Genomic DNA, 23,022 nt, shown 5'->3' with positions numbered 1-23,022 from the left:
GGTTTGGGGTATGCCCTTTCATGATCACCGCCGACCGCGCCGTCTTCCGCGAGGCGCTGCCCATGGGCGGCCGCCTGATCGGTCTCGACGTCGGCACCAAGACGATCGGCACCGCTTTGTGCGATGCGGGGTGGAGCTTCGCCAGCCCTGCCCTGCTGATCCGCCGCACCAAGTTCCAGAAGGACAAGACCGCGCTCGCCGCGCTGATCGTCGAGCAGCAGGTCAAGGGCATCGTCATCGGCCTGCCGCTCAACCTGACCGATGGCAGCGAAAGCCCGCGCAGCCAGTCGAGCCGCGCCTTTGCCCGTAACATGGAGGATCTCGGCCTGCCGATCTTCCTCCAGGACGAACGCTGGTCGACTCAGGCGGTTACCCGCACCCTGATCGAGCAGGATGCCAGCCGTGCGAAACGGGCGGAACTGGTCGACAAGATGGCGGCGGCGTACATCCTGCAGGGCGCGATCGACGCGCTGGTGAGCGGCTAGAATCCGACCTACCCAACCGTCACCCCGGACTTGTTCCGGGGACCATCGCGCAACGAATACCGTCAGCGCGGGAGGGGAAATGGATGCCGGAACAAGTCCGGCATGACGGAGGTATTCAATGCACCTTTTCTCAATCGCTAGGGTTCATTCTCACCGTTCCGTTTCGACGGGTGAAGCCCCTGGACGGGCGCGCCGACCACGCGCAGTCGTTCCTCGATCGCGCGGCGCAACACCTCGCGCGGCGACTTGAAATAGGCCCGCGGGCTCGTGCCCATGAACGCCTTGAAATCGCGGTTGAAATGGGCCTGGTCGTAATAGGCGGGATCGATCAGCTCGGTCAGCGGCTGATCCAGCGCATTGCGCACCGCGCCCAGGGTCCGCAGGAACCTTTGGCGTCGGAGAAGGCGCTTGGGAGTGAAGCCGAACACGCGCAGGCACAGCCGGCTGAGCTTGGCCGGCTGAACATCGAGCTGATCGGCGAATTCGGCGACATCGGCCGCCGAGCCGGAGACGAGCACGTCATGCGCCCTGAGCGCGAGCGGGTCCTGTTTGCCGCCATGCCGCGAGCGGCGAATGAGCGTGCGGTCGAGCAGCGCCACGCGACACGCATCGTCGGGACAGGCGCGAAGCGTGGCCGCTAGTTCCACAGCATCGATGCCGAATCCGTCGCCGAGCGGCACCACCTTGTTCGCGACCGCGCCCGCATTACCGCCGATCAGCCTGACCCATCCCAATGGCGTCAGCCCGACGCCGAGCAGCCCGCCGGCGGGACTCGAAAACTGGCGGGTGCGATCAGTCGGGCCGAACAGCGCCGGCGCGAAGGCCGGAACCATCGCGCCGGTGGCGAGATCCTGAATCTCCCATTCGCCCCACAGCACGAACCGGACATTCGCCCATTCGGGATGAAGGAAATCGCAGAGCGGCAACGTCGATTCGACGATGACATAGGCAGTGATCAGATCACGAAGTTCAGGCGCCGGCAGATGGAACCGCACATCGGGCACAAGCCGGCCAAAAGCCGCCCCCGCATCGTCATTCGTCACTCGTTTCCCCACCGACCCGCGACCCGGATGTACCATGATCCTACACGGCAAGTGCCTGAGGTCGAGACACATTCAGCCGTGCGTTGGTGCATTACATGTTAACCAGCCAAGCGCGCGTCGAGTCCTCCGGATGACCTTGTGCGATGCGCCGTCGATACTCGACTGGACGCAAACAATCGGCTCGACGGATATTTACGCTGATCGGGTCTGCAATTTGCGCGATGCTCCCGCGCAGGTCATCAAACAACCTATAATGTCCGACAGGTAGGCGCTGAGCCCGGAGCAGGCATTTTCGGGCCCGTGTAAGATCGGAAATAGTGACGCACCACATCTCCGAAACTGCTCGATATTGTCGCGGCCCCACCGTCGACGACGGCGATTGTTCTGCCATCGGCCCCCGCCACCCCTGCTGAGTAAATCTGCTTTATCATCTGACCATCTTTCCAGATGATCACGCCGATGCGCAAATCTCCACCAGAGTTCCGACCAAACTCATAGCGGATCGATCGAGTCGATAATGCATGGGAGAAATCCGACATGGTGCGCGTCCCTCGGCTCAACTCGATATGACACGCATAGGATTTCAGCGTATTTTGGTTAATCCGAACCGGTGATTCCAGATCCGGCCTGATGACGAGGATTTCGATCCTGTCCGCCCGGCGCAACGCCTCCGAAATAGCGGCTGATGTGTCAGATACGGCCCACACCGTTCCCGGCAATATGACACAAGCCATTGATATTACTATGACAATTGCGGATTTGCCCATGGTCAGACTGCCTTGATGGTAATGCGGAGCGCGCCCCCTTGGATGGCAAACAATTACCGCCTTATGCGGCAAAGAGCGGCAGCTATCTCGTTCGCGAACCGATGGTTAGTTAAACGGCGGCGGAATTCTTGGTATCAATATCCTTCGGCGCAGCGAGCAGGCAAGCGCAGATCACCTAAACCGAGTGCTCGCGGGACGATCGATAGATCGCGTGGAATTCATGTCGTGCGTACCAAGCCGAACTGGATTCACCACCAAATGGATGGTTTCGCGGAGTGGGCCAGCCTCCAAGTGGAAACTCTCAATATTTCATTGCCTTGGGGCGTGATCGAATGACGATCCTGCCATAATATGCGGGTCTCTGGACGTTTCTTTCCAGGCCCCTGTCCGCGTGGCGCCATCTTGCGCCCTGCCCCACCCCTCGCTACCGAACCCCTTTAATGCCAGCATCAGATCACCGCCCCGCGACCCTCATCCAGGGCAGCGCCGTCTTTCCGCACCGGCACCTGACCGGGATCGACGGATTGCAGCCGCACGAGATCATGTTCCTGCTCGACGAATCGGAGCAGTGGGTCGAGGCGAACCGCAGCCGCGCCAAGAGCGACAAAAGGCTCGAAGGTCTCACCCAGATCAACGCTTTTTTCGAGAACAGCACGCGCACGCTGCTGTCGTTCGAGATCGCGGGCAAAAGGCTCGGCGCCGATGTGGTCAACATGCATGCCGCCCAGTCCTCGGTGAAGAAGGGCGAGACGCTGATCGACACGGCGATGACGCTCAACGCAATGCGCGCCGATGTGATCGTCATCCGCCATATGAGCTCGGGCGCGGTGCGGCTGATCGCCGACAAGGTCGATTGTCCGGTGCTCAATGCCGGCGACGGCAGCCATGAACATCCGACTCAGGCACTGCTCGACGCCTTGACGATCCGCCGCCGTCGCGGGTCTGTCGCGGGGCAGCGCGTGGTGATCTGCGGCGACGTGCTGCACAGCCGGGTCGCGCGCTCCAACATCCTTTCGCTGACCGCGCTCGCCGCCGAGGTGCGGGTCTGCGCGCCCTCGACCCTGATGCCCGCCGCGATCGAGCGGATGGGCGTGACGCCCTTCACCGATTTCGACGCGGCGCTCGACGGTGCCGATGTGGTGATGATGCTGCGCCTGCAGACCGAGCGCATGTCGGGCGGCTTCGTGCCGTCCACCCGCGAATATCATATGCGCTACGGCCTGACCCTGGAGCGGCTCGCGCGCGCCAGACCCGATGCGCTGGTGATGCACCCCGGCCCGATGAACCGCGGCGTCGAGATCGATTCGAACGTCGCCGACCATGTCGAGCGATCGGCGATCACCGAACAGGTCGAGATGGGCGTCGCGGTGCGCATGGCGTGCCTGGATGTGCTGACGAGGCGAGCGCGGAAAGTGGAGGGCTGGGCATGATCCGCGCCTTCTCCAACGCCGTGCTGGTGAGCGCACAGGCGGACGGCCCAACGACATTGGTGATCGACGCCGAGAAGATCGTCTCGATCGGCGGCCACGCGCCCGCGGGCGCCGACCTCACCGATTGCGCCACGCTTGGCCGCTCCGTGCTCGTCGCTCCTGCGATCATCGATCTCGGCGTCTTCGCGGTCGACAAGGCCGCCTGCCGCGCGGGCGGCATCGTGCGGGTCGGGCTGATGCCCGATCAGTCGCCGGTGCTCGACGACCCCGGCATCATCCAGCGCGCCGCCGACATGGGCAAGCCCGACATCTGGGTCCACCCGATCGCCGCCGCGACGCGCGGCCTGGCCGGCACCGACCTCGCCGAAATGGCGATCGCCCGCGATGCCGGCGCCCGCGCGGTCGCGACCGGACGGCGCTGGATCGCCGATTCGGGCGTGATGCGCCGCGTGCTTGCCTATGCGCACGACTGCGACCTGACGGTGATCACGCATGCCGAGGATGCCGGGCTGGTCGGCGCGGCGGCTGCGACCGAAGGCGAGACCGCGACCCGCCTGGGCCTGCCTTCCGCGCCCGCTTCCGCCGAAGCGCTGGCCATCGCGCGCGACCTGATCCTGGCCGAGGAAACCGGCGCCCGGCTGCATTTCCGCCAGGTGACGACCGCGGCCGGCTTCGACCTGGTCCGCCGCGCCAAGGCGCGCGGCCTGCCGGTGACCTGCGGCATTACGCCGGCGCATCTGTTCCTGTCCGACAATGCGATGAGCGATTTCCGCACCTTCGCGCATCTCTCCCCCGCCCTGCGCAGCGAGAGCGACCGCCAGGCAGCGCTCGCGGCGGTGGCCGACGGCACGATCGACCTGTTGTGCTCGAGCCACGATCCGCGCGGGCCCGAGGAGAAGCGCCTGCCCTTCGCCGATTCCTCGGCGGGCATGGCCGGTGCGGAGACCCTGCTGGCACTATCGCTCGGGCTGGTGCGTGACGGCGTGATCGGGATCGACCGGCTGTTCGCGCTGCTGGCGGCCAATCCGGCGAAGGTGCTGGGGCTTGAAGCGGGCACGCTTACGCAAGGCGCGCCTGCCGATTTCATGCTGCTCGACTGGGAAGCGCCGTGGCAGATCGACACCGATCGCATGGTCGCCAAGGCCGGTAACACGCCGTTCGACAAGCTGCCCGTGCAGGGCAAGGTGCTGCGCCTGTTCAAGGGCGGCAGCGAGCTTCGCTAGAGCGGCGAGCTCTGAATCGAACCACCTCCGTTCGTCCTGAGTAGCCATTGAGCTTGTCGAAATGGCGTATCGAAGGACAGGCCTTACGCGCTTCAACTGTCCTTCGATACGCAGCTTCGGCAAGCTCAGCCGCTACTCAGGACGAACGGTTCTGATCTCCCGCGCGCTGTTCCAGGCGCGAAAAGGCCCTCCCACCGACCGGTAGAAGGGCCTCCCCGTTCAATACGAACCAGAAATTTAGCCGACGACCAGCCGGCCGTTCATCTGGATCGGGCGGCTCATGTTGAAATAGTTCGGCGAGGTCGCCATCACCGTTTCGTGGATCGCCGCGAACTGCTCCGCGGTCCCATTGCCCTTCATCCGCACATCATAGTCGATCGTGCGATATCCGGCGGGCACTGAGTCGCTCAGCCCAAGGAAACCGCGCAGATCGAGTTCGCCCCGCGTCTCGATCTCAAGCTGGTCGAGCTCGATCCCGGCGATCGAAGCGCCGGCGACATAGCCGACCATCATGCACGCGTTGACCGCCGCCATCAGCAATTCCTGCGGGTTCGGCGCGGTGTTGGTGCCGAGCAATTCGGTCGGCTCGTCCGCCACGATCCGGAAATCGCGCGCGATCCGCTCGCCGCCCAGGGTAATTTCCTCGACCGTCGTTTCGCTGCGGGTCTGCCCCGTCCACCGGCTGGTGACGTGGAAGCCGGCCTTGGCCCGGGCGGGCTCCGCCTGGATCGCCTCGACGACCTCCCCCAGCGCGGTCAGATCGATGTCGTTGATGTTCTTGTTCGAAACCATGTCCAGCATGGGAATTCTCCTTGGTTGATGATCAGTTGAATTGCGGCGCGGCGGCATTCACCAGCGCGAGCGCGGCGGGCGAAATTGCCTGAAGCGTGCCGACGAACTGTGGATGCGCCATGCCCGAACCGAGATAGGTCCAGCGCGCGGCCTGGTGCTGCTGCGCGATCAGCGCCATGCGGTCGGCGACCGGGCGGCCCGTTGCCTGCTCCAGCGCGGCGACGTTGAACGCCGCCTGCTGCCCGAGCCCGCCGTCGATAAAGGCGACGATCTCGAGATATTCGCCCGCCGCGGCGACGATCGCGCCATCGTTGCGGCCATCGGCCAGCGCCTCCACCATCAGGGTGTCGACCTTGGCGTGCTGGCATTCCTCCATCCAGTGATGCCGCAACAGGCTCTTGAACAGCGGATCGAGCCCGGCATCGTCGCGGACGCTGTCCAGATAATGGTTCTGCGTCATCCACTCGATGTGCAGGATGGCCAGCGCCACCGCGAGCGGATCGTGCCGCAGCACCTCCGCCGCGATCGCCTCGGCCGGGCCGATCACCTGGCAGGGCGCGCCGAATCCGGCCGCATAGGCTTCCTGGAATCGGCGGAAGAGCTGGATATGCTTCGCCTCCTCGCCAGCGAACTGGAGCAGCGCGCGGACGCGGTAATCGTCCGCATCGAGCAGCGGCCGGACATGATCGAGCACGAACGGGAGGATGAACTCCTCGATCACGCCGAACAGGCTTAGATATTGATGGCCGCTGATCTGGTTGAGCAGCGTGCGCGCCGCCGCGTCCAGGCCGGGCGCGGTGTCGGTACGTGCCAGGGCTTCAGGCATGAACCGGGCGGTGAAGTCGAGCCGGTCGTCCGGCCCGAGCACGTCGTCGAGGCGCCAGCCGGCGCGCTCCGAGGAGGCAAGCACCTCCGCGTAGGTAAAGTCGCGATACATGGAAAATCTCCGTGAAGGGTCAGGCGACGCCGAACGGCGTGAGCGCCAGCGCCAGCGTGAAGCCGCCGCAGATCAAGGTGCCGCAGGTGACGAACAGCAATTTCGTCACGTCGGGCGGGGGAATGATGTTCACTGTCTTTTCTACTCCTGGATGCGGGCGGGGGGTGCCCGAAAATGCGACCAGGTTCTTATCGTTGACGGTGAATTAGGCCGGTTCGGCCCTGAGCTGAATGATCGCGCGACCGAAACAATTGATCGAAACGCCGGAAAAGACGACAATCCGGCGATGGATGTACTGGCCGACATATTGTCGTCGATGCGCCTGAGCGGCGGCGTCGTGATCGACGCCGAGCTCGGCGGGCCGTCCTGCCTTGTCTCCCAGTTCACCAAGGAACATTGCGCGGCCTATTTTGCCGAACCGGCGCATGTGATCGCTTATCATTATGTCCGGTCGGGCCGGATCTGGGTGGAGGTCCCGGGCGAGCCGCCGGTGGAGGCCGAGGCCGGATGCGTCATCCTGCTGCCGCGCAACGACAAGCATCTGCTCTATTCCGAACCAGGGCTGTCGCCCGTTGCGTCCGAGGATCTGATCGAGCCGGGGCCGAGCGGGGAGCCCGCGCGAATCCGCGTCGCGGGCAAGGGCGAGCAGACCATGCTCTATTGCGGCTTTCTGGGCAGCCGCTCGCCCGAGAATGCGCTGATCCAGAGCCTGCCCAGCATGATGCTGATTCACGCCGGCGACCCTTCCACCAAGGACTGGCTCGAAAGCTCGCTCCGCTTCGCCGCGGAGCAATATGCCGGAGCGCCGCCGATGGTCGTCGCGCGCCTGACCGAGCTGCTGTTCGGCGAAGCGGTGCGCCGTTACATCGAGGGCCTGCCCGAGGGAGAGGGCGGATGGCTCACCGGCCTGCGCGATCCCGGCGTCGCCAGGGCGCTGTCGATCATCCACAATCGTTATGCCGAGGCGCTCGACGTGACCGGCATGGCGCGCGAGGTCGGCATGTCGCGCTCCGCCTTTGCCGATCGCTTCACCGCGCTGATCGGCGAGGCGCCGATGCGCTATTGCGCGCGCTGGCGCATGCGGGTCGCAGCGAACATGCTGCGCGACGGCAGGGCAAGCAGCACCAACATCGCCTATGATGTCGGCTTCAATTCGGAGGCAGCCTTTACCCGCGCCTTCAAGCGCGAATATGGCGATCCGCCCGGCGCGTGGCGACGCCGGCTGGCCCGGCCCGATGCTGCCGGCGACAGCGACCTGGCGGCGCCATCCGCCGCCGCGAAGGCGGACGAGAGGATCGCCGTCTGCACCTCGCCCGACGGCACGCGCATCGGCTGGTCGGACATGGGCGAAGGCTTCCCGCTGCTCCAGCCCGCGGTGTGGTTCCACCAGATCGAGGAGGATCGTGCCTCGGTCGCCTGGCAGCATTGGGTCAGCGAGGCACGCCGAGGCCGGCGGCTGATCCGCAGCGACCTGCGTGGCGTGGGCCGGTCGGACCGCGATCCGCCGCGCTGGACGTTCGACGCGCTGCTCGAGGATTTCGCGGCGGTTGTCGACGCATCGGGGGTGGACCGGTTCGACCTGTTCGGCCTGTCGCACGGCTCACTAGTCGCGCTCGCTTATGCCGCGCGCCACCCGGCACGTGTGCGCCGCATGATACTGTATGGCGGCTATGCCGCGGGCTTCGAGGTGCGCGGCGATCCCGAGGAGATCAAGCGGCGCAAGTCCTTGCTCGACATGGGCCGCATCTACCGCGACGGCGGTCGCGACGTGTTCGGGCGCATGCTCGGGGCGCTCTACTGGCCCGATGCGCGCGGCGCGATGATCGACTGGTTCAACGATCGGCTCGGCACGATCATGGGCCTGAACGAATCGCTGCAGGATGTCTTCCGCTCGCTCGACCTGCGCGGCGAGCTCGGCGCGATTACCGCCGAGACGTTGATCGCGCATAGCCGGGGCGACCGCATCATCCCGCACGCCTGCGCCGAGGAAATGGCGCGATTGATCCCGGGCGCGCGGCTGCTGTCCTGCGACAGCGAGAGCCATATGCTGCTGGCGGACGAGCCGGCATGGCCGGTCTTTATGCAGAGTCTGCGCGGATTTCCCGGCGCAACCGGGAACGGCGCAACACCAGCCTGAGGCTCAGCGCGACGCGATCTGCCGGCCGGCGGGACGCGCCCAGGACGCCACCTGATCGCCGGCCTGGACGCGGACGAAGCAGGTGCCGCCCCTGGCCTTGAAGCGCCGGCACAACGCGTCGGCCTCGGCGCGGGCGAAGCCGCCGACCGAGAGGCGGTAGAAGCTGCCGGCACCCGATGTGATGCTGACGCCCGACGGCATCTGCCCGGCAAAGGTCGCATTGCCGCGGACTGCCCGTCCCCAGGCATCCTTTGCCACGGCGGCGTTCTGATATGCGCCGAGCTGGACGAAATAATTACCCTTCGCCGGCGCACGCGTCACCGCTGCCTCGACCGGCTTCGCCTTCGCGCTCGCGATACGAACGGGCCGCGAGGCGAGCGTGGCCGCCGGGAGACGCTGAACGACTTCCTCGCGCGGGCCGAACACGACATTGGCAAAGGCGGGTTTGGCCGCCGGGGCGGCGTCGACGGGCGTCGCGGCGGCCGCCACATCGGCCGCAGGCGCGGCGGGCACATCTTGAGCCGCCTGAGGCGCCTTGTCCGCCTGGCCGGGCATGAATGCGTCGACCGGGGCCGCGGCGGCCAGCGCGGTGCCCGGCATCGAACGGTTGAGCGCGAGCGCCACCGGCTGGCCGGGATCCATCACCGCCCTGACGCCGAGCAGCGCGGCGACCTGATCATAGGCCGATGTCGGGCGCGCGAATGCGGCCCATTGCAGCATGCGCTGATCGATCTGGTCGGGTGCGAGATCGAAGGACGCCATCGTCTTCGCTTCCTGCCAGCGGCCGGCCAGCGCGAGGCTGAGCGCGAAATTCTGCCGTGTCTTGGAATCGGCGCCGGGCGAGCGCACCGCGGCGTTCAGCACGTCGACCGCGCCGGCGGGATCGCCGGCCAGCGCCATTGCCAGCCCCCGGTCGCTGACCGGGATGATGTCCTTGTGGGTGTCGAGCGTCTGACGCGCCGTGCCCCAGTCGCCCGTGGCGATCTGCGCCAGCGCGAGGTTGAGCGACAGCTTGCCGTTGCCGGGATCGAGCGTCGTCGCGTCGGCAAAGGCCTGGCGCGCGGAATCGAACCGGCCGGCGCGCAAATAGCTTTCAGCCAGCAGCGCGCGAAAGCTCGCGACCTGCGGGCGCAACCCGACAGCGACTTCGGCATGGAATACCGCCTGCCCGGTCTTGCCCCGGTTCAGCGCCGCGCGCGCCTTGCCCGCTTCCGACGCCGCCTTGCGCTCGGCACGCGATTCGTCGCGCGCGCTGGCGAAGGCGATGCCGCCATGCGAAGTGATGCCGGCCAGCGCGCCGCAGCCGACAAGCGCGGTGAGCCCAAGAGTGACGATCGCCCGGGTCTTCATCGGAACTCCCCCAAATTCAATTCAGCGTGTCGCGCGGGGCGGCAGCTGGCTGGCCAGCTCTTCCACCTCGGGCAGGGATTGCAGGAACGAGTCCAGCGCCTGAGTCACCAGGACCTGAGCGGAGCAATTGTGCAGCGCGCTCGCGAGGCGCAGGCGCAGATGCCGGCTATGGTCGAGCCGCAGCGTGAAGGCCGCCTTGCCGGCCTTGGCCTGCGCCTCATGCCCGATCCGCGCGACGACGGCCGCCGACACGGCAACGGGCGCCGGCACTGGTTTGGCGACGCGGATCGCGAGCAGCGAGGCCGACTCGAATTCGGGCTCGGGCTCGGCTTCCGGGTCGGGACTCTGAGCTGCCTCAGGCTCGTCACGCACAACCTCATGAGTCGGTTCGGACTCGTGAGAGCCAAGCTCGCTCTCTGGCCACCGCGCGACCTGTGGTGCCTCGAATTCCTCCTGCAGCGCCTCGCGCTGACGCAGCACGGGCGGCACGATGGCGGGCGGGGCATAGGCATCGGCGCCATGACCCTCCGGCTCTCCCATGTCGTTCCAGCCGAGATCGTCGTGCGGCGCCGGAATGGCGCCGAAGCCACCAAAACCCTGGGGGCGCATCGCGGGACGTGCCTGGCCCTTGCGGGCGAGCAACGTCGAGGAGAGCGAAGCGAACGGCTTGGACTGCCCTAACATCGTCATCCTCTCACCCCACCACGCGGCGGCCGAAACCGCCTGCTGCCGGACGCTGCGACGCATAGCCATTCTGCGTCGTCGGCGCCGAGAAGACGGTGCGGCGGAAATTCCGCTCCAGCCGATCCGAGATATAGGTCCAGAGCTGCTGGATCTCCTGGCTCGACCGGCCGTTGCCATCGACTTCCATGACCGTGCGGCCGTCGATCATCGATGCAGCGAAATCCGTGCGGTGATGGACGGTGATCGGCGCGACCGTGCCGTGCTGCGACAGCGCGACGGCGGCTTCGGAAGTGATCTTGGCCTTGGGCGTCGCGCCGTTGACCACGAACAGCAACGGCTTGCCGGCGCGCTCGCACAGATCGACCGTGGCGCCGACGGCGCGCAGATCGTGCGGCGACGGGCGGGTCGGGATGACGATCAGCTCGGCCACCGCGATCACGCTCTGGATCGCCATGGTGATCGCCGGCGGCGTGTCGATCATCGCCAGGCGGAAGCCCTGCTGACGCAGCACCTCCAGATCGGCGGCAAGCCGCGCGACGGTGGTCTGGGCAAAGGCCGGAAATTCGCTGTGCCGTTCGTTCCACCAATCGGACAGGGACCCCTGGGGATCGATATCGATCAGCACGACCGGGCCAGCGCCCGCCAGTTGCGCCTGAACGGCCAGATGCCCCGACAAAGTGGTCTTGCCGGATCCGCCTTTTTGCGATGCCATCGCGAGAACGCGCATGTGCCCCATCAACTCCCACTGTTCGAGGGGGAGGAATGCCACCGCAGACGTCAAGAAGCAGTTAACGGGCCATAGGGGTTGTCGCGGGGCCGGCCAGTAGCGTCAATCGCCGAGGCAACGCTGGCCGGAGCCGCGCCCTTGGAAGCGGTGGCAGCCGGCTCAGGTCGCCGTGAAACGCCACCCGACGATCAATCCATCGGCGATCCACTGGCCGAGCATGCCGCCCGCCCGGGCGATCCCGTCGCTTTCGCCCCAGGACGCCACCATGCGATCGCATAAACCGGCGAACGGCAAGCCGGCACGCGCCCAGAGGAGCGCTTGACGCTCCACTTGATCGATCGCGCGGAAATGCGACACATGGTCCTGCCGCCAGACCAGGATCGCGCCCGGTTCTGCCAGCAGCACGGCTGCGGGCGGCGCCTCGCCTTCGGCCAGCGCCGACCAGATCGCCGGGGCGTTGCTGGTCAGCTCGCCGAGATCGAGCGTCGGCGTGAAGGCGAGCACTGCCCGGTCCCAGTCGATATCGGCGAGGTCCCCGCGCGTCAGCGGCGTGGCGTCGTGGGCGACAAAGGCTTCGCCGAGCGCATTCTCGATCCAGGCGAGCTCGGTCACCTCGGGGTCGTCGGGGTAGAGCGACGCGAGGGTCGCCGGGAAATCGCCGGGATAGGCGTCGAGCGTCCAGCTGCTCGGCGGCACGCGGTCGATATGGGTGGCGACCGCTGCGTCGAATGCCTCGGCGCCGATCCAGTCACGTGTCCGCGCAAAGCTGTCGGCCAAGCAGGCGACGAGCTGAGCGCGGTAGTTATTCTGATGGACGCGTAGCCCCGGCGCGACACCCGTGCCGAGGCGGGCCGCGGCCGGTTCGTCTTCGCTGACGAGCCAGGCGCGCATGTCGCGCTGCAGGTCTAGCAGGCTCATGCCGCTGCCTGCAGCGCCCGGCCGCCGATGCGCCGCGCGATGGCCAGCTCCGCGAGCAGTTCCTCGAGCGGCGGAATGGCGTCGTCGCGCTCGATCATCGTCGCCACCGGACCCAGTCGCGGCAGGATATAGGCGTAGAGATCCCAGACCGAGGGCGGCACCGGCCGGTCGTGCGTGTCGATCAACAACGCCGCGCCCTGGCTATGGCCGGCGAGATGGATCTGGCGGACGCGGCCTGCGGGGATTCCATCGAGATACGCGATCGGATCGAACCCGTGATTGGTCGCGCTGACGAAGACATTGTTGACGTCGAGCAGCAGCCCGCAGCCAGTCCTCGCGCACAGCGCATCAAGGAACTGCCACTCGGTCATGTCGGCGCCGGGAAAATCGATATAGGTCGACGGATTCTCGATCAGCATGGGGCGGCCCAGCGTGTCCTGCGCGCGGGCGATATTGGCCGCGACGAGGTCGAGTGCTTCGTCCGTATAGGGCAAAGGCAACAGGTCGTGGGAATTGAACCCCTCGATCCGCGACCAGCTCAGATGATCGGAGACGAACAACGGCTCGATCTCTTCCACCAGCTGCCGCAGCCGCGCGAGATAGGCCCCGTCCAGCCCGTCGGCCGACCCGACCGACATCGACACGCCGTGCAGCGCGACCGGATAGCGCTCGCGGACGTCGCGAAGGATTTGCCGGGGCCGCCCCCCCGGGACCATGAAATTCTCCGAGATCACCTCGACGAAATCGACGCCGATACGGTGATCGAGAAAGTCGGCATAATGCGGCTTGCGCAGGCCCAGGCCATAGCCGGAGAAAGGGGAGATCATGAAGGGTCTTCCAGTAATATCGCCTTGTCTTCTTCCCCGGCGAAGAGTGCCGGGTTGAACATGCCCCGCATGTTCAAGGATCGTCCGGGGGACGATCCGACCCGGCACTCTTCGCCGGGGAAGCAATGTTTTTGGGGACGTCAGAGAGAAAACCGGCCCGACGGCGCTGACACCGCCGGGCCGTCGCGCGATCAGTTGGGCGCGGTCAGGCTGCCGCCGGCGGCCTTGCACTGCTTGGACGAGAGTTCCTTGAAGCCCATGCCCTTGCAGTCATTCTGGCCCTTGCAGTCGTTCTTCGCCGTCTTGCAGTCGGAAGTGCCCTTGCAGGTGTTGATGCCGTAACAATGGACCTTGGCGGCGGCTCCCTTGGCCACGGCAACGGTGGGAGCGGCGGCGCTGATGGCGACGACGGCGGCGGCTGCGGCGAAGCTGACGCCGGTGCGAAGGATGGTCATGATGGTCTCCGAATGGGGGATGCCGGATTGGCTTCCGTCATTCGGGCGGGTCGCGTGGCGGGTTACAGCGCTGGGAAATTTACCCCAAAAATCTACCAGCGCAGCAGGCGCGGCCCAAGTAGCGCTCCGATCGCAGTGGCGAGCAGGATACCGAGCGAATACCAGGTCAGCACGAAGATCGCCGACACCTCGGGGCAATGGAGGCAATAGACCGTCGCGGCAAAGGCCCCCGCCGACAGCCCCGCGGCCGCACCGGCCGCGCGCAACCGGGTTGGGGCGAGCCGCCGGAACGACCAGAGCAACCCGACAAAAATCGGCATCGCCAGCGCGACGACACGCCACGGACACTGCATCCAGCTATAGCTGAGCCACATCCGCAGCCAGTCGCCGGGCGGCGTCCGGATCAGCTCCATTGCGCCCAGGCCGGTGAGCAACACCGCCGGGATGGCGACCAGCCACAGGCCGCGCAGCCGCGTGGTCTCGGGTCTGGCGAGCTGGATCGTCACTGCAAGCGCGGCGATCGACAGCGAGATGGTGTAGGCCCATTTCATCCAGAAGGCGAAGCCGTGCATCGCGGTGCCGAGATCGGGCCGAATGCCCATCCACGCCACAACCAGACCGAGCGACACCAACATTCCTCCGCCCAGGCCGAGCAGCACGCGCCGGCCGACCGCGCCGCGGCGAACCGGGGCGACGTCGCTCGACAACGCGGTGATGAGGTCGTCGGTATTCATCGCCGGCCTCCCTGGATGCGCGCCATCAGCGTCTTGAGGCCGCGATGGACCGAGACCTTCACGTCGGATTCGCCGATCCCGTCGGCCTCGGCCGCTTCGGCGATGCTCAGCCCGTCGAGCCGGGTCGCGCGGATCATCCGCGCCTGCTTGGCCGGCAAGGAGTCGAGCAGGTCGGCGACATCCATGCGGGCGCTCGACGCATCCTCGAACCCTTCCGCGACCAGGATGTCCTCCAGCCCGTCGATCGGCTGGAAGCGGCGGTGGCGGCGGAAATGGTCGATCATCTTGTAGCGCGCGATGGCGAACAGCCAGGCGGTGAAGGCGCGGTCACGGTCATAAGTGGCGCGGCGCGTGTGCACCGCAATCAGCGTTTCCTGCACCAGATCCTCGATATCGTCGTCGCCGCCGGATCGACGCCGATAGAAGCCGCGCAGCAGGGGCACGAGCAGGCGCAGCAGTGCAGCGTGATCGCCGGCATTGCCGTCGAGCCCGCTGATCATCAATCCGCGCAATTCTGCCTCGCTTGCCCGCATTCGCGCTCCCTCGGGAAGAATTCGCGGCGTCCGCGCGATTGGTTACAGCATCGCGGCCGATCCCCGAAAAAATTGTTCGAGGGCGATATCTGTAACCGCCGGCGCATCGCCGCCGAACTGGCAGGGTGACCCGGGCATTCCAGCCTCCTCTACCCGGGCACCGCGCGGCGGCGCCCTTCCCCCGGCGGCGCCGCGCGCCCCGGAGGCCCCCAAATCGAAGGAAAAGACCATGCGTTCGACCCACGCCACCATCGCCGCCACGCTCGCCCTCGCCATCACCGGCGCGACTCTCGCCACCGCCGCCTCGGCCCAGACCAAGCCCGCGATGGAGAAATGCTACGGCGTCTCGCTCGCCGGCAAGAACGACTGCAAGGCCGGCGCCGGTACGAGCTGCGCGGGCACGTCGAAGGTCAATTATCAGGGCGATGCGTGGAAGCTGGTCAAGGCCGGCACCTGCACCACGATCAAGACCCCCAAGGGCGCGGGCTCGCTGACCCCCAAGGCATAAGCCGCATCCGCCGGGGCGCGGCACGATCGCGCCCCGGCCACCTCCCAATGGAGCCATCATGGTCCCAATTGTCTCGCTATACCGACGCACCGTCGACCGTGCCTCGGCGCTGCTGCCCGATGCCCTGCTGCTGCTCGTCGCGCGGCTCGGCATCGCTTCGGTCTTTTTCCTGTCGGGCAGGACCAAAGTGGAGGGCCTGCTGACCATCACCGACAGCACCTTTGAGCTGTTCCGTACCGAATATGCCCTGCCGCTGGTCCCGCCCGACATCGCCGCGGTGGCCGCGACCGTGTCGGAGCACCTCTTCTCGATCCTGCTGGTATTCGGGCTGGCGACGCGCTTCTCGGCGCTGGCCCTGTTCCTGATGACGCTGACCATCGAGATCTTCGTCTATCCCGATGCGTGGTCCACGCATCTCAGCTGGGCGGCGATCCTGCTGCCGCTGATCGCACGCGGCGGCGGCGCGTGGTCGATCGATCGGTTACTGTCAGCGCGATTCGTCCGCCCGTGAGACGGGCGGACTGGGTCAGGCTTCGACCCAGTCCTTCCGGGCGATCCCCTGCGCATAGAGCAAAGCGGTCAGGTCATTATGGTCGATCCGCGCGGCGGCGGCGGCGGCGACGATCGGCTTGGCGTGATAGGCGACGCCCAGCCCTGCCCGTTTGATCATCGCCAGGTCGTTGGCGCCGTCACCCACCGCGAGCGTCGCTTCGGGCGGCAGACCAAGCTCGGCGGTCGCGTCCAGCAAGGTGCGCTCCTTGGTGTCGGAGCCGACGATCGGCTTGGTCACTTTTCCCGACAGCGCGCCGTCCGCGATCTCCAGCCGGTTGGCGATCGCGCGGTCGAAGCCGATCATCTCCGCGACCGGCTCGGCGAAGCGGGTGAAGCCGCCCGACACGAGGATCGTCATCGCGCCGCGCGCCTTCATCGTGCGGATCAGCGCCACCGCACCGGGCATGATCGTCACGCGCTCGGCGAGGCATCGGGCGATGACACCCTCGTCCAGTCCCTTGAGCAGCGCCACGCGCGCATCCAGCGCCGATTCGAAATCCAGCTCGCCGCGCATCGCCGCCTCGGTGACGGCGGCGATCTGCGGCTTGATGCCGGCATAATCGGCCAGTTCGTCGATGCATTCGACGGTGATCATGGTCGAATCCATGTCGGCGACGAGCAGCTTCTTCTCGCGCCCCTCGGCCAGTTGCACGACCACGTCCATATCCGGGAACACGCCCTCCAGCGCGCTGCGCGCTGCCTCTGGCGCGAGTCCGAACATGATGTCGGCGGCAGATCCCTCGTCCAGCCAGACATGCGCCGCGGGCAGGCAACCCGCCGCGTCGAGCCGGTGCTGCGCGGCGGAAATATCATCCCCGCCGAGTTTTCCCGCTGCTATCAGCGTTGCGATGAACATGATGTCTCCCCTGCCTCGTAAGCCGCGCGTGGCGCTCATTGCAGGGCCGACCGCCAGCGGCAAGTCCGCGCTCGCCATGGCGATCGCACAAAAGCATGGCGGCGTGGTGATCAACGCCGATTCAGCCCAGGTCTATGCCGATCTGCGCATATTGTCGGCGCGGCCGAGCGTGGAGGAAGAAGCCCGCGTGCCGCACCGGCTGTTCGGCCATGTCGATGGCGCCGACATTTATTCCGCCGCGCGCTGGGCGATCGAGGCGAAGGCGGAAATCGACCGGGCGCATGAAGCGGGCCTGTTGCCGGTGCTGGCCGGCGGGACCGGGCTGTATATGCGTACCCTGCTCGACGGCATCGCCCCTGTGCCGCCGATCGATCCGGCGATCCGCGGCGAGGTGCGCGCGCTGCCCGTCGCCCGGGCCTATGCGCAGCTTGGGGAACTGGATCCGCCCGCCGCCGCCCGGCTTGCGCCCGCCGACACCACTCGGGTCGCGCGCGCGCTCGAGGTCGTTCGCTCCACCGGCAGGACGCTGGCGACATGGCAGCAGGAAAAGACCGGCGGGATCGGCAATCAGATCGACCTGATGCCGATGATCATGCTGCCAGATCGCGACTGGCTGCTCGCGCGCTGCGATCTGCGGCTCGAGACGATGTTCGGAAAAGGCGGCATTGAAGAGGCACGCGCGGTGCTCGCCCGGACCGATATCCTGCCCTCAGCGCCCGTCCGCCTGGCGATCGGCGTGCCGGAGATCGGCGCGATGCTGGCCGGCGCCATGACGCCCGATCAGGCGCTGGCGGCGGCGCAACTGGCGACGCGCCAATATGCCAAACGACAATTTACGTGGTTTCGGAACCAGCCTCCCGCTATGTGGCCCCGCGTGGCAGCGACAGAAACATGCGTGCTGCTGGACGATTTTGAAACTAGATTTCTACAAGAAGCTTGACGGACAAATTTTCGATCATTAACGGCGCCCTTCGCGAAGCAATGTTGCGTCGCACCGGGCCATAAGAGGCAGATACGATATGACGACCGAGAAGAGCGGAGCCGATATCCTGGTCGAGGCGCTGTGCGATCTCGGCGTGGAGGTCGTGTTCGGCTATCCCGGCGGCGCCGTCCTGCCGATCTATGACGCGCTGTTCCGCAGCAAGCGGATCAAGCACATCCTGGTCCGGCACGAACAGGCCGCGACTCACGCCGCGGAGGGCTATGCCCGCTCGACCGGCAAGCCTGGCGTCGTGCTCGTCACCTCGGGCCCCGGCGCGACCAATGCCGTCACCGGCATCACTGACGCGCTGATGGATTCGATCCCGATGGTCGTCATCACCGGCCAGGTCCCGACCGCGCTGATCGGCACCGACGCGTTCCAGGAAGCCGATACCGTCGGCATCACGCGCCACTGCTCCAAGCATAATTATCTGGTGAAGGACCCGGCGCAGCTCGGCGACGTCATCCATGAGGCATTCCACATCGCCACCTCGGGCCGCCCCGGCCCCGTCGTCGTGGATATTCCCAAGGACGTTCAGGTCGCCAGCGCCCGCTACGTCAGGCCGGGCCCGATCAAGCACAAGACCTATCGCCCGCAGGTGAAGGCCGACCAGGCGCTGATCGAGCAGGCGGTCGACATGCTCGCCGCGGCGGAACGGCCGATCCTCTACACCGGCGGCGGCATCATCAATGCCGGCCCGGCAGCGAGCCAGTTGCTGCGTGAACTGGCGCGGATCACCGGCGCGCCGGTCACCTCGACCCTGATGGGGCTTGGCGCCTTCCCCGCCACCTCCGACCAGTGGCTCGGCATGCTCGGCATGCACGGCACTTATGAAGCGAACTGGGCGATGAACCAGGCGGACCTGATCCTCTGCCTCGGCGCGCGCTTCGACGACCGGGTCACCGGCCGGCTCGACGCCTTCAGCCCGAACAGCCGCAAGGTGCATATCGATATCGACCGGTCGTCGGTGAACAAGAATGTCCGCGTCGATCTGCCGATCATTGCCGATGTCGGCCACGCGCTGGAGGACATGGTCCGCGTCTACAAGGCGCGGCGCCATCCCAAGCCCGATCTGTCCGACTGGTGGCAGCGCATCGCCGGCTGGCGCGCGGTGAAGAGCCTCGACTTCGTCGACAGCGCCACTGAGATCATGCCGCAGCGCGCGATCAAGGCTTTGTGGGAGGCGACGCACAAAAAATCGCCGATCATCACCACCGAGGTCGGCCAGCACCAGATGTGGGCCGCGCAGCATTTCGATTTCGAGGCGCCGAACAAATGGCTCACTTCGGGCGGGCTCGGCACGATGGGCTATGGCCTGCCCGCCGCGATCGGCGCGCAGCTCGGCAACCCCAATGCGCTGGTCATCGACATCGCCGGCGAAGCCTCGATCCAGATGAACATCCAGGAGCTCGGCACGGCCACCCAATACCGGCTGCCGGTCAAGATCTTCATCCTCAACAACGAATATATGGGCATGGTCCGGCAATGGCAGGAACTAACCTATTCCAGCCGCTATTCCGAGAGTTACAGCGATTCCCTGCCGGACTTCGTGAAGCTGGCCGAAGCCTATGGCTGGAAGGGCATCCGCATCGAGCACCCCGACCAGCTCGAGGCCGGCATCGCCGAGATGCTCGCGCATGACGGGCCGGTGATGGTGGACTGCATGGTGGCGAAGCTCGCCAACTGCTTCCCGATGATCCCCTCGGGCGCTGCCCATACCGACATGATTCTCCAGGCCGCCGAAGTCTCGGGCGAGATGGACGACGAGGCGAAGGCACTGGTCTGATGCACATCAAGGAAGAAACCGCGAAGCGCCACACGCTGGCGATCATGGTCGATAACGAGCCCGGCATTCTCGCCCGGATCGCCGGCCTGTTCACCGCGCGCGGCTATAATATCGAAAGCCTGACCGTGTCGGACGTCACCGCCGACAAGGCGGTCAGCCGGATCACCATCGTCACCTCGGCGTCCGATCATGTGATGGAGCAGATCCTCGCCCAGCTCGACCGGCTGGTGCCGGTGCATTCGGTGACCGATCTCTCCGCGCTGGGCCCGCATGTCGAGCGCGAGCTGGCGCTGGTCAAGGTCCGCGGCACCGGCGACCACCGGATCGAGGCGCTGCGCCTCGCCGATGTCTACCGCGCCCGCGTGGTCGACGCGACCACGTCGAGCTTCGTGTTCGAGGTGACGGGCGGGCCGGAGAAGATCGACACCTTCATCACGCTGATGCGTGAAGTCGGCCTGATCGAGGTCGCCCGCACCGGCATCGTCGCCATCGCGCGGGGGAAAGAAGCCGCGTAACCGCGCCACAAACACACCGTCACCCTGAACTCGTTTCAGGGTCCATGCGCGGCCAATCGCCTCGGGAGCGTCGCTCCTGGATCAGCTGACCGCGCCTGGATGCTGAAACAAGTTCAGCATGACGCGCAAAAATCGAACGAAGGAGCTTATACAATGCGTGTCTATTATGATCGCGACGCCGATCTGAACCTGATCACCGACAAGAAGATCGCGATCGTCGGTTATGGCAGCCAGGGCCATGCCCATGCCCAGAATTTGCGCGATTCCGGCGTGAAGGAGATCGCGATCGCACTCCGCCCCGGTTCGGCGACCGCGAAAAAGGCCGAAGGTGCCGGCTTCAAGGTGATGACCAATGCCGAGGCCGCCGCCTGGGCCGACATCACCATGATCCTCGCCCCCGACGAGCACCAGGCCGCGATCTACGCCGATGATCTGCACGCGAACCTGAAAAAGGGTTCGGCGATCGCCTTCGCGCACGGCCTCAACGTGCATTTCGCGCTGATCGAGCCGCGCGAGGATCTCGACGTGATCATGATCGCGCCCAAGGGCCCGGGCCATACCGTGCGCAGCGAATATGTCCGCGGTGGCGGCGTGCCCTGCCTGATCGCGATCGACCAGGACAAGAGCGGCAACGCGCACGACATTGCGCTGGCCTATGCGTCGGGCGTCGGCGGCGGCCGTTCGGGCATCATCGAGACCAATTTCCGCGAGGAATGCGAGACTGACCTGTTCGGCGAGCAGGCCGTGTTGTGCGGCGGTCTCACCCATCTCATCCAGGCCGGGTTCGAAACCCTGGTCGAGGCTGGCTACGCCCCGGAAATGGCCTATTTCGAGTGCCTTCACGAAGTGAAGCTGATCGTCGACCTGATGTATGAGGGCGGCATCGCCAACATGCGCTATTCGATCTCGAATACCGCGGAATATGGCGACATCACCACGGGCCCGCGGATCATCACCGACGAGACCAAGGCCGAAATGAAGCGCGTGCTCGCCGACATCCAGGGTGGCCGTTTCGTGAAGAACTTCGTGCTCGACAACCGCGCCGGCCAGCCCGAGCTCAAGGCAGCCCGCAAGGCGGCAGCGGCGCATCCGATCGAAAAGGTCGGCACCGAACTGCGCGCAATGATGCCCTGGATCGGCGCGAACAAGCTGGTGGACAAGGACAAGAACTGAGCGCGCTACAATTTCACCACCCGTTCGTGCCGAGTAGCGACCGAGTAGGCGAAGTCGTATCGAGGGCGCGTATCGAGGTACAGGTTACGCACGAAACGCCTGTCCCTCGATACGCCATCTCGACAGGCTCGATGGCTACTCGGGACGAACGGATGTGGGGTTAGTGGCGTCAAGGGCACTCACAGCCAACGGATCGTTTCCGCTTCGGCGCTTGCATTCATAGGGGGCCGCGTCATCTTGGCGCGGCCCTTTTCTCTCGGAGATTTCCCATGCGCTATGCCTTTGTCGCCGTCCTGGCGCTCGCGACCGCCCCGCTGCTGGCGCAAACCCCGGCCGGCCCTCCCGGTACGCTCGACGCCACGAAAGTCGTCTCCGGCACCTATCAGGTCGAGCCGCGCCACAGCCAAATCCTGTTCACGGTCAACCATTTCGGCTTCACTGAATATACCGGCCAGTTCACCCAGCCGACCGGTACGCTGGTGGTCGACACCGCCAACCCGGGCAACTCGAAGGTCGACGTGACCATCCCGATCGACAAGGTGCTCACCACGCTCCCCGCGCTCGACACGCATCTGAAGACGCCCGACTTCTTCGACGCCGCGAAATTCCCGACCGCCAAGTTCGTCTCGACCAAGGTCACGATCAACGGCACCACCGCGACGATCGCCGGTAACCTGACCCTGAAGGATGTGACCAAGCCAGTCGTGCTCACCGCGCGCTTCGTCGGCGCGGGCAACGCCACCCAGGGCGCCAAGAAACTCAACTTCGGCTTCGCTGCGACCACCAGCATCAAGCGCAGCGATTTCGGAATCACCTTTTTGGTCCCCGCCGTATCCGACAAGGTCGATCTGACCATCAACGCCGGCTTCGTCGCGCAGTGACCGACCCGGCGCCGTCCGCGATTGAGGAAGGCCGGCCGGGCATCGGCCGGGTGGAAGCATTCTCGGACGGCGTCGTCGCCATCATCGTCACCATCATGGTGCTCGAGCTTCATCCCCCGATTTCCGAGGGGATGGACAAGCTCTGGACGCTCTGGCCGGTGTTTCTCGCCTATGTGCTGAGCTATGCCTATGTCGCGATCTACTGGGTCAATCATCACCGCCTGTTCACCCATGCGACTCATGTCACCAACGGGCTGATCTGGTCGAACATCCTGTTGCTGTTCGCGCTCTCGCTGGTGCCCTTCTCCACCTCCTATCTCGGCGAGCATCATTTCAACCGCGAGGCGACCCTGCTCTATCTCGTGACGATGCTGCTGCCGTCGGTCGCCTATATGTGGCTCCAGTCGGTCATCCGGCGCACCGGCAGGCAGGGCCCGGCAGCGGAGGCCTATTATCGCAGCTACGGCCGCAAGGGCCGCTTTGCCGGGCTGCTCTATCTGGCAGGCATCCCCCTCACCTTCCTCTCGCCCTGGCTTGGCGTCACCTGCGCCGCGCTCGTTGCGGTCCTGTGGTTCCTGCCCGAAGGCCCGCTCGACCGTTTGTTCGAAGGACAGGCTGGACATGAGGCGCGGTGACGCGGTAACGCGCATTCATATGACGCTGGCGCTGCGCCTTTCGCTGCTTCGACTTACGCGCCCTTAGGCGCGATTTCCGCCGTGCGCCTTTG

Annotated in this window: 25 protein-coding genes; 12 read left to right on the top strand and 13 right to left on the bottom strand. The window is 66.0% G+C overall.

What is annotated here, in order from left to right:
- The first annotated feature begins 20 nt into the window (after positions 1 to 20).
- Complete coding sequence (gene ruvX, locus ACZ1I2_RS13415; protein ID WP_465176906.1) at positions 21 to 485, top strand: Holliday junction resolvase RuvX; 465 nt, start codon at positions 21 to 23, stop codon at positions 483 to 485.
- 137 nt (positions 486 to 622) lie between these two features.
- Here the strand turns inward: ruvX and ACZ1I2_RS13410 are convergent, their stop codons facing one another.
- A complete protein-coding gene (locus tag ACZ1I2_RS13410; RefSeq protein ID WP_465176907.1) occupies positions 623 to 1,528 on the bottom strand; it encodes a helix-turn-helix domain-containing protein in 906 nt (301 codons plus the stop codon).
- 248 nt (positions 1,529 to 1,776) lie between these two features.
- Positions 1,777 to 2,295 carry a hypothetical protein gene (locus tag ACZ1I2_RS13405; RefSeq protein WP_465181461.1) on the bottom strand — a complete coding sequence of 173 codons (519 nt, stop codon included), beginning with the start codon at positions 2,293 to 2,295 and terminating at the stop codon, positions 1,777 to 1,779.
- A 440-nt stretch (positions 2,296 to 2,735) separates the two neighbouring features.
- On the opposite strand from ACZ1I2_RS13405, the gene ACZ1I2_RS13400 reads away from it, so the two are divergent.
- Both ACZ1I2_RS13400 and ACZ1I2_RS13395 read left to right on the top strand, forming a co-directional pair.
- Positions 2,736 to 3,725, top strand: a complete 990-nt coding sequence (locus ACZ1I2_RS13400; RefSeq protein ID WP_465173641.1) for an aspartate carbamoyltransferase catalytic subunit — start codon at positions 2,736 to 2,738, stop codon at positions 3,723 to 3,725.
- Entirely contained in the window at positions 3,722 to 4,948 is a 1,227-nt protein-coding gene (locus ACZ1I2_RS13395) for a dihydroorotase (RefSeq protein WP_465173642.1), read from the top strand. The genes ACZ1I2_RS13400 and ACZ1I2_RS13395 overlap by 4 nt, the downstream gene beginning before the upstream one ends.
- A 237-nt stretch (positions 4,949 to 5,185) precedes the next feature.
- Here the strand turns inward: ACZ1I2_RS13395 and ACZ1I2_RS13390 are convergent, their stop codons facing one another.
- Both ACZ1I2_RS13390 and ACZ1I2_RS13385 read right to left on the bottom strand, forming a co-directional pair.
- Positions 5,186 to 5,749 (bottom strand): OsmC family protein, encoded by a 564-nt coding sequence (locus tag ACZ1I2_RS13390; RefSeq protein ID WP_465176909.1) that lies wholly within the window; start codon positions 5,747 to 5,749, stop codon positions 5,186 to 5,188.
- Between the two features lie 22 nt (positions 5,750 to 5,771).
- Positions 5,772 to 6,677, bottom strand: a complete 906-nt coding sequence (locus ACZ1I2_RS13385) for a diiron oxygenase (RefSeq protein ID WP_465176910.1) — start codon at positions 6,675 to 6,677, stop codon at positions 5,772 to 5,774.
- Positions 6,678 to 6,963: 286 nt separating this feature from the next.
- Between ACZ1I2_RS13385 and ACZ1I2_RS13380 the strand changes: the two genes are divergently transcribed.
- The gene (locus ACZ1I2_RS13380; RefSeq protein ID WP_465176911.1) at positions 6,964 to 8,814 is read left to right on the top strand and encodes an alpha/beta fold hydrolase; all 1,851 of its coding nucleotides are present in this window, start codon (positions 6,964 to 6,966) and stop codon (positions 8,812 to 8,814) included.
- A gap of 3 nt (positions 8,815 to 8,817) precedes the next feature.
- Here the strand turns inward: ACZ1I2_RS13380 and ACZ1I2_RS13375 are convergent, their stop codons facing one another.
- From ACZ1I2_RS13375 to ACZ1I2_RS13340, 8 genes are all read right to left on the bottom strand, one after another.
- A complete protein-coding gene (locus tag ACZ1I2_RS13375) occupies positions 8,818 to 10,164 on the bottom strand; it encodes an SPOR domain-containing protein (protein ID WP_465176912.1) in 1,347 nt (448 codons plus the stop codon).
- A 21-nt stretch (positions 10,165 to 10,185) separates the two neighbouring features.
- Positions 10,186 to 10,854 (bottom strand): hypothetical protein, encoded by a 669-nt coding sequence (locus tag ACZ1I2_RS13370; RefSeq protein WP_465176913.1) that lies wholly within the window; start codon positions 10,852 to 10,854, stop codon positions 10,186 to 10,188.
- Between the two features lie 4 nt (positions 10,855 to 10,858).
- On the bottom strand, positions 10,859 to 11,575 hold the full coding sequence (locus tag ACZ1I2_RS13365) for an AAA family ATPase (protein WP_465173941.1): 717 nt from the start codon (positions 11,573 to 11,575) through the stop codon (positions 10,859 to 10,861).
- A gap of 159 nt (positions 11,576 to 11,734) precedes the next feature.
- The gene (locus ACZ1I2_RS13360; protein ID WP_465176914.1) at positions 11,735 to 12,493 is read right to left on the bottom strand and encodes an HvfC/BufC N-terminal domain-containing protein; all 759 of its coding nucleotides are present in this window, start codon (positions 12,491 to 12,493) and stop codon (positions 11,735 to 11,737) included.
- Positions 12,490 to 13,320 carry an MNIO family bufferin maturase gene (gene bufB / locus ACZ1I2_RS13355; protein ID WP_465176915.1) on the bottom strand — a complete coding sequence of 277 codons (831 nt, stop codon included), beginning with the start codon at positions 13,318 to 13,320 and terminating at the stop codon, positions 12,490 to 12,492. The genes ACZ1I2_RS13360 and bufB overlap by 4 nt, the downstream gene beginning before the upstream one ends.
- Positions 13,321 to 13,511: 191 nt before the next feature.
- Entirely contained in the window at positions 13,512 to 13,775 is a 264-nt protein-coding gene (gene bufA2, locus ACZ1I2_RS13350) for a BufA2 family periplasmic bufferin-type metallophore (protein ID WP_465173650.1), read from the bottom strand.
- Positions 13,776 to 13,867: 92 nt separating this feature from the next.
- Complete coding sequence (locus ACZ1I2_RS13345) at positions 13,868 to 14,509, bottom strand: DUF1109 domain-containing protein (protein ID WP_465173651.1); 642 nt, start codon at positions 14,507 to 14,509, stop codon at positions 13,868 to 13,870.
- The gene (locus ACZ1I2_RS13340; RefSeq protein ID WP_465176916.1) at positions 14,506 to 15,042 is read right to left on the bottom strand and encodes a sigma-70 family RNA polymerase sigma factor; all 537 of its coding nucleotides are present in this window, start codon (positions 15,040 to 15,042) and stop codon (positions 14,506 to 14,508) included. The genes ACZ1I2_RS13345 and ACZ1I2_RS13340 overlap by 4 nt, the downstream gene beginning before the upstream one ends.
- A gap of 229 nt (positions 15,043 to 15,271) precedes the next feature.
- On the opposite strand from ACZ1I2_RS13340, the gene ACZ1I2_RS13335 reads away from it, so the two are divergent.
- Entirely contained in the window at positions 15,272 to 15,550 is a 279-nt protein-coding gene (locus ACZ1I2_RS13335; RefSeq protein WP_465176917.1) for a BufA1 family periplasmic bufferin-type metallophore, read from the top strand.
- Positions 15,551 to 15,608: 58 nt separating this feature from the next.
- Positions 15,609 to 16,061 (top strand): DoxX family protein, encoded by a 453-nt coding sequence (locus ACZ1I2_RS13330; RefSeq protein WP_465176918.1) that lies wholly within the window; start codon positions 15,609 to 15,611, stop codon positions 16,059 to 16,061.
- A 15-nt stretch (positions 16,062 to 16,076) separates the two neighbouring features.
- Here the strand turns inward: ACZ1I2_RS13330 and serB are convergent, their stop codons facing one another.
- Entirely contained in the window at positions 16,077 to 16,958 is an 882-nt protein-coding gene (gene serB, locus ACZ1I2_RS13325) for a phosphoserine phosphatase SerB (RefSeq protein WP_465176919.1), read from the bottom strand.
- Between the two features lies 1 nt (position 16,959).
- On the opposite strand from serB, the gene miaA reads away from it, so the two are divergent.
- The 6 genes from miaA to ACZ1I2_RS13295 all read left to right on the top strand — a co-directional run bounded on the left by miaA (position 16,960) and on the right by ACZ1I2_RS13295 (position 22,930).
- Entirely contained in the window at positions 16,960 to 17,898 is a 939-nt protein-coding gene (gene miaA, locus ACZ1I2_RS13320) for a tRNA (adenosine(37)-N6)-dimethylallyltransferase MiaA (RefSeq protein WP_465176920.1), read from the top strand.
- 79 nt (positions 17,899 to 17,977) lie between these two features.
- Positions 17,978 to 19,726 (top strand): acetolactate synthase 3 large subunit, encoded by a 1,749-nt coding sequence (locus ACZ1I2_RS13315; protein WP_465176921.1) that lies wholly within the window; start codon positions 17,978 to 17,980, stop codon positions 19,724 to 19,726.
- Positions 19,726 to 20,241 (top strand): acetolactate synthase small subunit, encoded by a 516-nt coding sequence (gene ilvN / locus ACZ1I2_RS13310; RefSeq protein ID WP_465173658.1) that lies wholly within the window; start codon positions 19,726 to 19,728, stop codon positions 20,239 to 20,241. Before ACZ1I2_RS13315 ends, ilvN begins: the two co-directional genes overlap by 1 nt.
- 153 nt (positions 20,242 to 20,394) lie before the next feature.
- Positions 20,395 to 21,414, top strand: a complete 1,020-nt coding sequence (ilvC, locus tag ACZ1I2_RS13305) for a ketol-acid reductoisomerase (RefSeq protein WP_465181460.1) — start codon at positions 20,395 to 20,397, stop codon at positions 21,412 to 21,414.
- A 269-nt stretch (positions 21,415 to 21,683) separates the two neighbouring features.
- The gene (locus tag ACZ1I2_RS13300) at positions 21,684 to 22,295 is read left to right on the top strand and encodes a YceI family protein (RefSeq protein WP_465176922.1); all 612 of its coding nucleotides are present in this window, start codon (positions 21,684 to 21,686) and stop codon (positions 22,293 to 22,295) included.
- The gene (locus ACZ1I2_RS13295) at positions 22,292 to 22,930 is read left to right on the top strand and encodes a TMEM175 family protein (protein WP_465173661.1); all 639 of its coding nucleotides are present in this window, start codon (positions 22,292 to 22,294) and stop codon (positions 22,928 to 22,930) included. Before ACZ1I2_RS13300 ends, ACZ1I2_RS13295 begins: the two co-directional genes overlap by 4 nt.
- Positions 22,931 to 23,022: the final 92 nt, after the last annotated feature.

The organism is Sphingomonas sp. BL-S-29 (genome assembly GCF_055521495.1).
This window is presented reverse-complemented; position numbering and strand designations above follow the sequence as displayed.

What these genes read in the sequence shown, in the direction of transcription:
- ACZ1I2_RS13380 (WP_465176911.1), top strand. Translation starts at nt 6,964, where the DNA reads ATGGATGTACTGGCCGACATATTGTCGTCGATGCGCCTGAGCGGCGGC.
- ACZ1I2_RS13315 (WP_465176921.1), top strand. Translation starts at nt 17,978, where the DNA reads ATGACGACCGAGAAGAGCGGAGCCGATATCCTGGTCGAGGCGCTGTGC.
- ilvN (WP_465173658.1), top strand. Translation starts at nt 19,726, where the DNA reads ATGCACATCAAGGAAGAAACCGCGAAGCGCCACACGCTGGCGATCATG.
- ACZ1I2_RS13400 (WP_465173641.1), top strand. Translation starts at nt 2,736, where the DNA reads ATGCCAGCATCAGATCACCGCCCCGCGACCCTCATCCAGGGCAGCGCC.
- ACZ1I2_RS13340 (WP_465176916.1), bottom strand. Translation starts at nt 15,042, where the DNA reads ATGCGGGCAAGCGAGGCAGAATTGCGCGGATTGATGATCAGCGGGCTC.
- ACZ1I2_RS13345 (WP_465173651.1), bottom strand. Translation starts at nt 14,509, where the DNA reads ATGAATACCGACGACCTCATCACCGCGTTGTCGAGCGACGTCGCCCCG.
- ACZ1I2_RS13375 (WP_465176912.1), bottom strand. Translation starts at nt 10,164, where the DNA reads ATGAAGACCCGGGCGATCGTCACTCTTGGGCTCACCGCGCTTGTCGGC.
- ACZ1I2_RS13370 (WP_465176913.1), bottom strand. Translation starts at nt 10,854, where the DNA reads ATGACGATGTTAGGGCAGTCCAAGCCGTTCGCTTCGCTCTCCTCGACG.
- ACZ1I2_RS13390 (WP_465176909.1), bottom strand. Translation starts at nt 5,749, where the DNA reads ATGCTGGACATGGTTTCGAACAAGAACATCAACGACATCGATCTGACC.
- ACZ1I2_RS13335 (WP_465176917.1), top strand. Translation starts at nt 15,272, where the DNA reads ATGCGTTCGACCCACGCCACCATCGCCGCCACGCTCGCCCTCGCCATC.
- ACZ1I2_RS13385 (WP_465176910.1), bottom strand. Translation starts at nt 6,677, where the DNA reads ATGTATCGCGACTTTACCTACGCGGAGGTGCTTGCCTCCTCGGAGCGC.
- miaA (WP_465176920.1), top strand. Translation starts at nt 16,960, where the DNA reads ATGTCTCCCCTGCCTCGTAAGCCGCGCGTGGCGCTCATTGCAGGGCCG.
- bufA2 (WP_465173650.1), bottom strand. Translation starts at nt 13,775, where the DNA reads ATGACCATCCTTCGCACCGGCGTCAGCTTCGCCGCAGCCGCCGCCGTC.
- ACZ1I2_RS13300 (WP_465176922.1), top strand. Translation starts at nt 21,684, where the DNA reads ATGCGCTATGCCTTTGTCGCCGTCCTGGCGCTCGCGACCGCCCCGCTG.
- ACZ1I2_RS13395 (WP_465173642.1), top strand. Translation starts at nt 3,722, where the DNA reads ATGATCCGCGCCTTCTCCAACGCCGTGCTGGTGAGCGCACAGGCGGAC.
- serB (WP_465176919.1), bottom strand. Translation starts at nt 16,958, where the DNA reads ATGTTCATCGCAACGCTGATAGCAGCGGGAAAACTCGGCGGGGATGAT.
- ACZ1I2_RS13405 (WP_465181461.1), bottom strand. Translation starts at nt 2,295, where the DNA reads ATGGGCAAATCCGCAATTGTCATAGTAATATCAATGGCTTGTGTCATA.
- ruvX (WP_465176906.1), top strand. Translation starts at nt 21, where the DNA reads ATGATCACCGCCGACCGCGCCGTCTTCCGCGAGGCGCTGCCCATGGGC.
- ilvC (WP_465181460.1), top strand. Translation starts at nt 20,395, where the DNA reads ATGCGTGTCTATTATGATCGCGACGCCGATCTGAACCTGATCACCGAC.
- ACZ1I2_RS13360 (WP_465176914.1), bottom strand. Translation starts at nt 12,493, where the DNA reads ATGAGCCTGCTAGACCTGCAGCGCGACATGCGCGCCTGGCTCGTCAGC.
- bufB (WP_465176915.1), bottom strand. Translation starts at nt 13,320, where the DNA reads ATGATCTCCCCTTTCTCCGGCTATGGCCTGGGCCTGCGCAAGCCGCAT.
- ACZ1I2_RS13365 (WP_465173941.1), bottom strand. Translation starts at nt 11,575, where the DNA reads ATGCGCGTTCTCGCGATGGCATCGCAAAAAGGCGGATCCGGCAAGACC.
- ACZ1I2_RS13330 (WP_465176918.1), top strand. Translation starts at nt 15,609, where the DNA reads ATGGTCCCAATTGTCTCGCTATACCGACGCACCGTCGACCGTGCCTCG.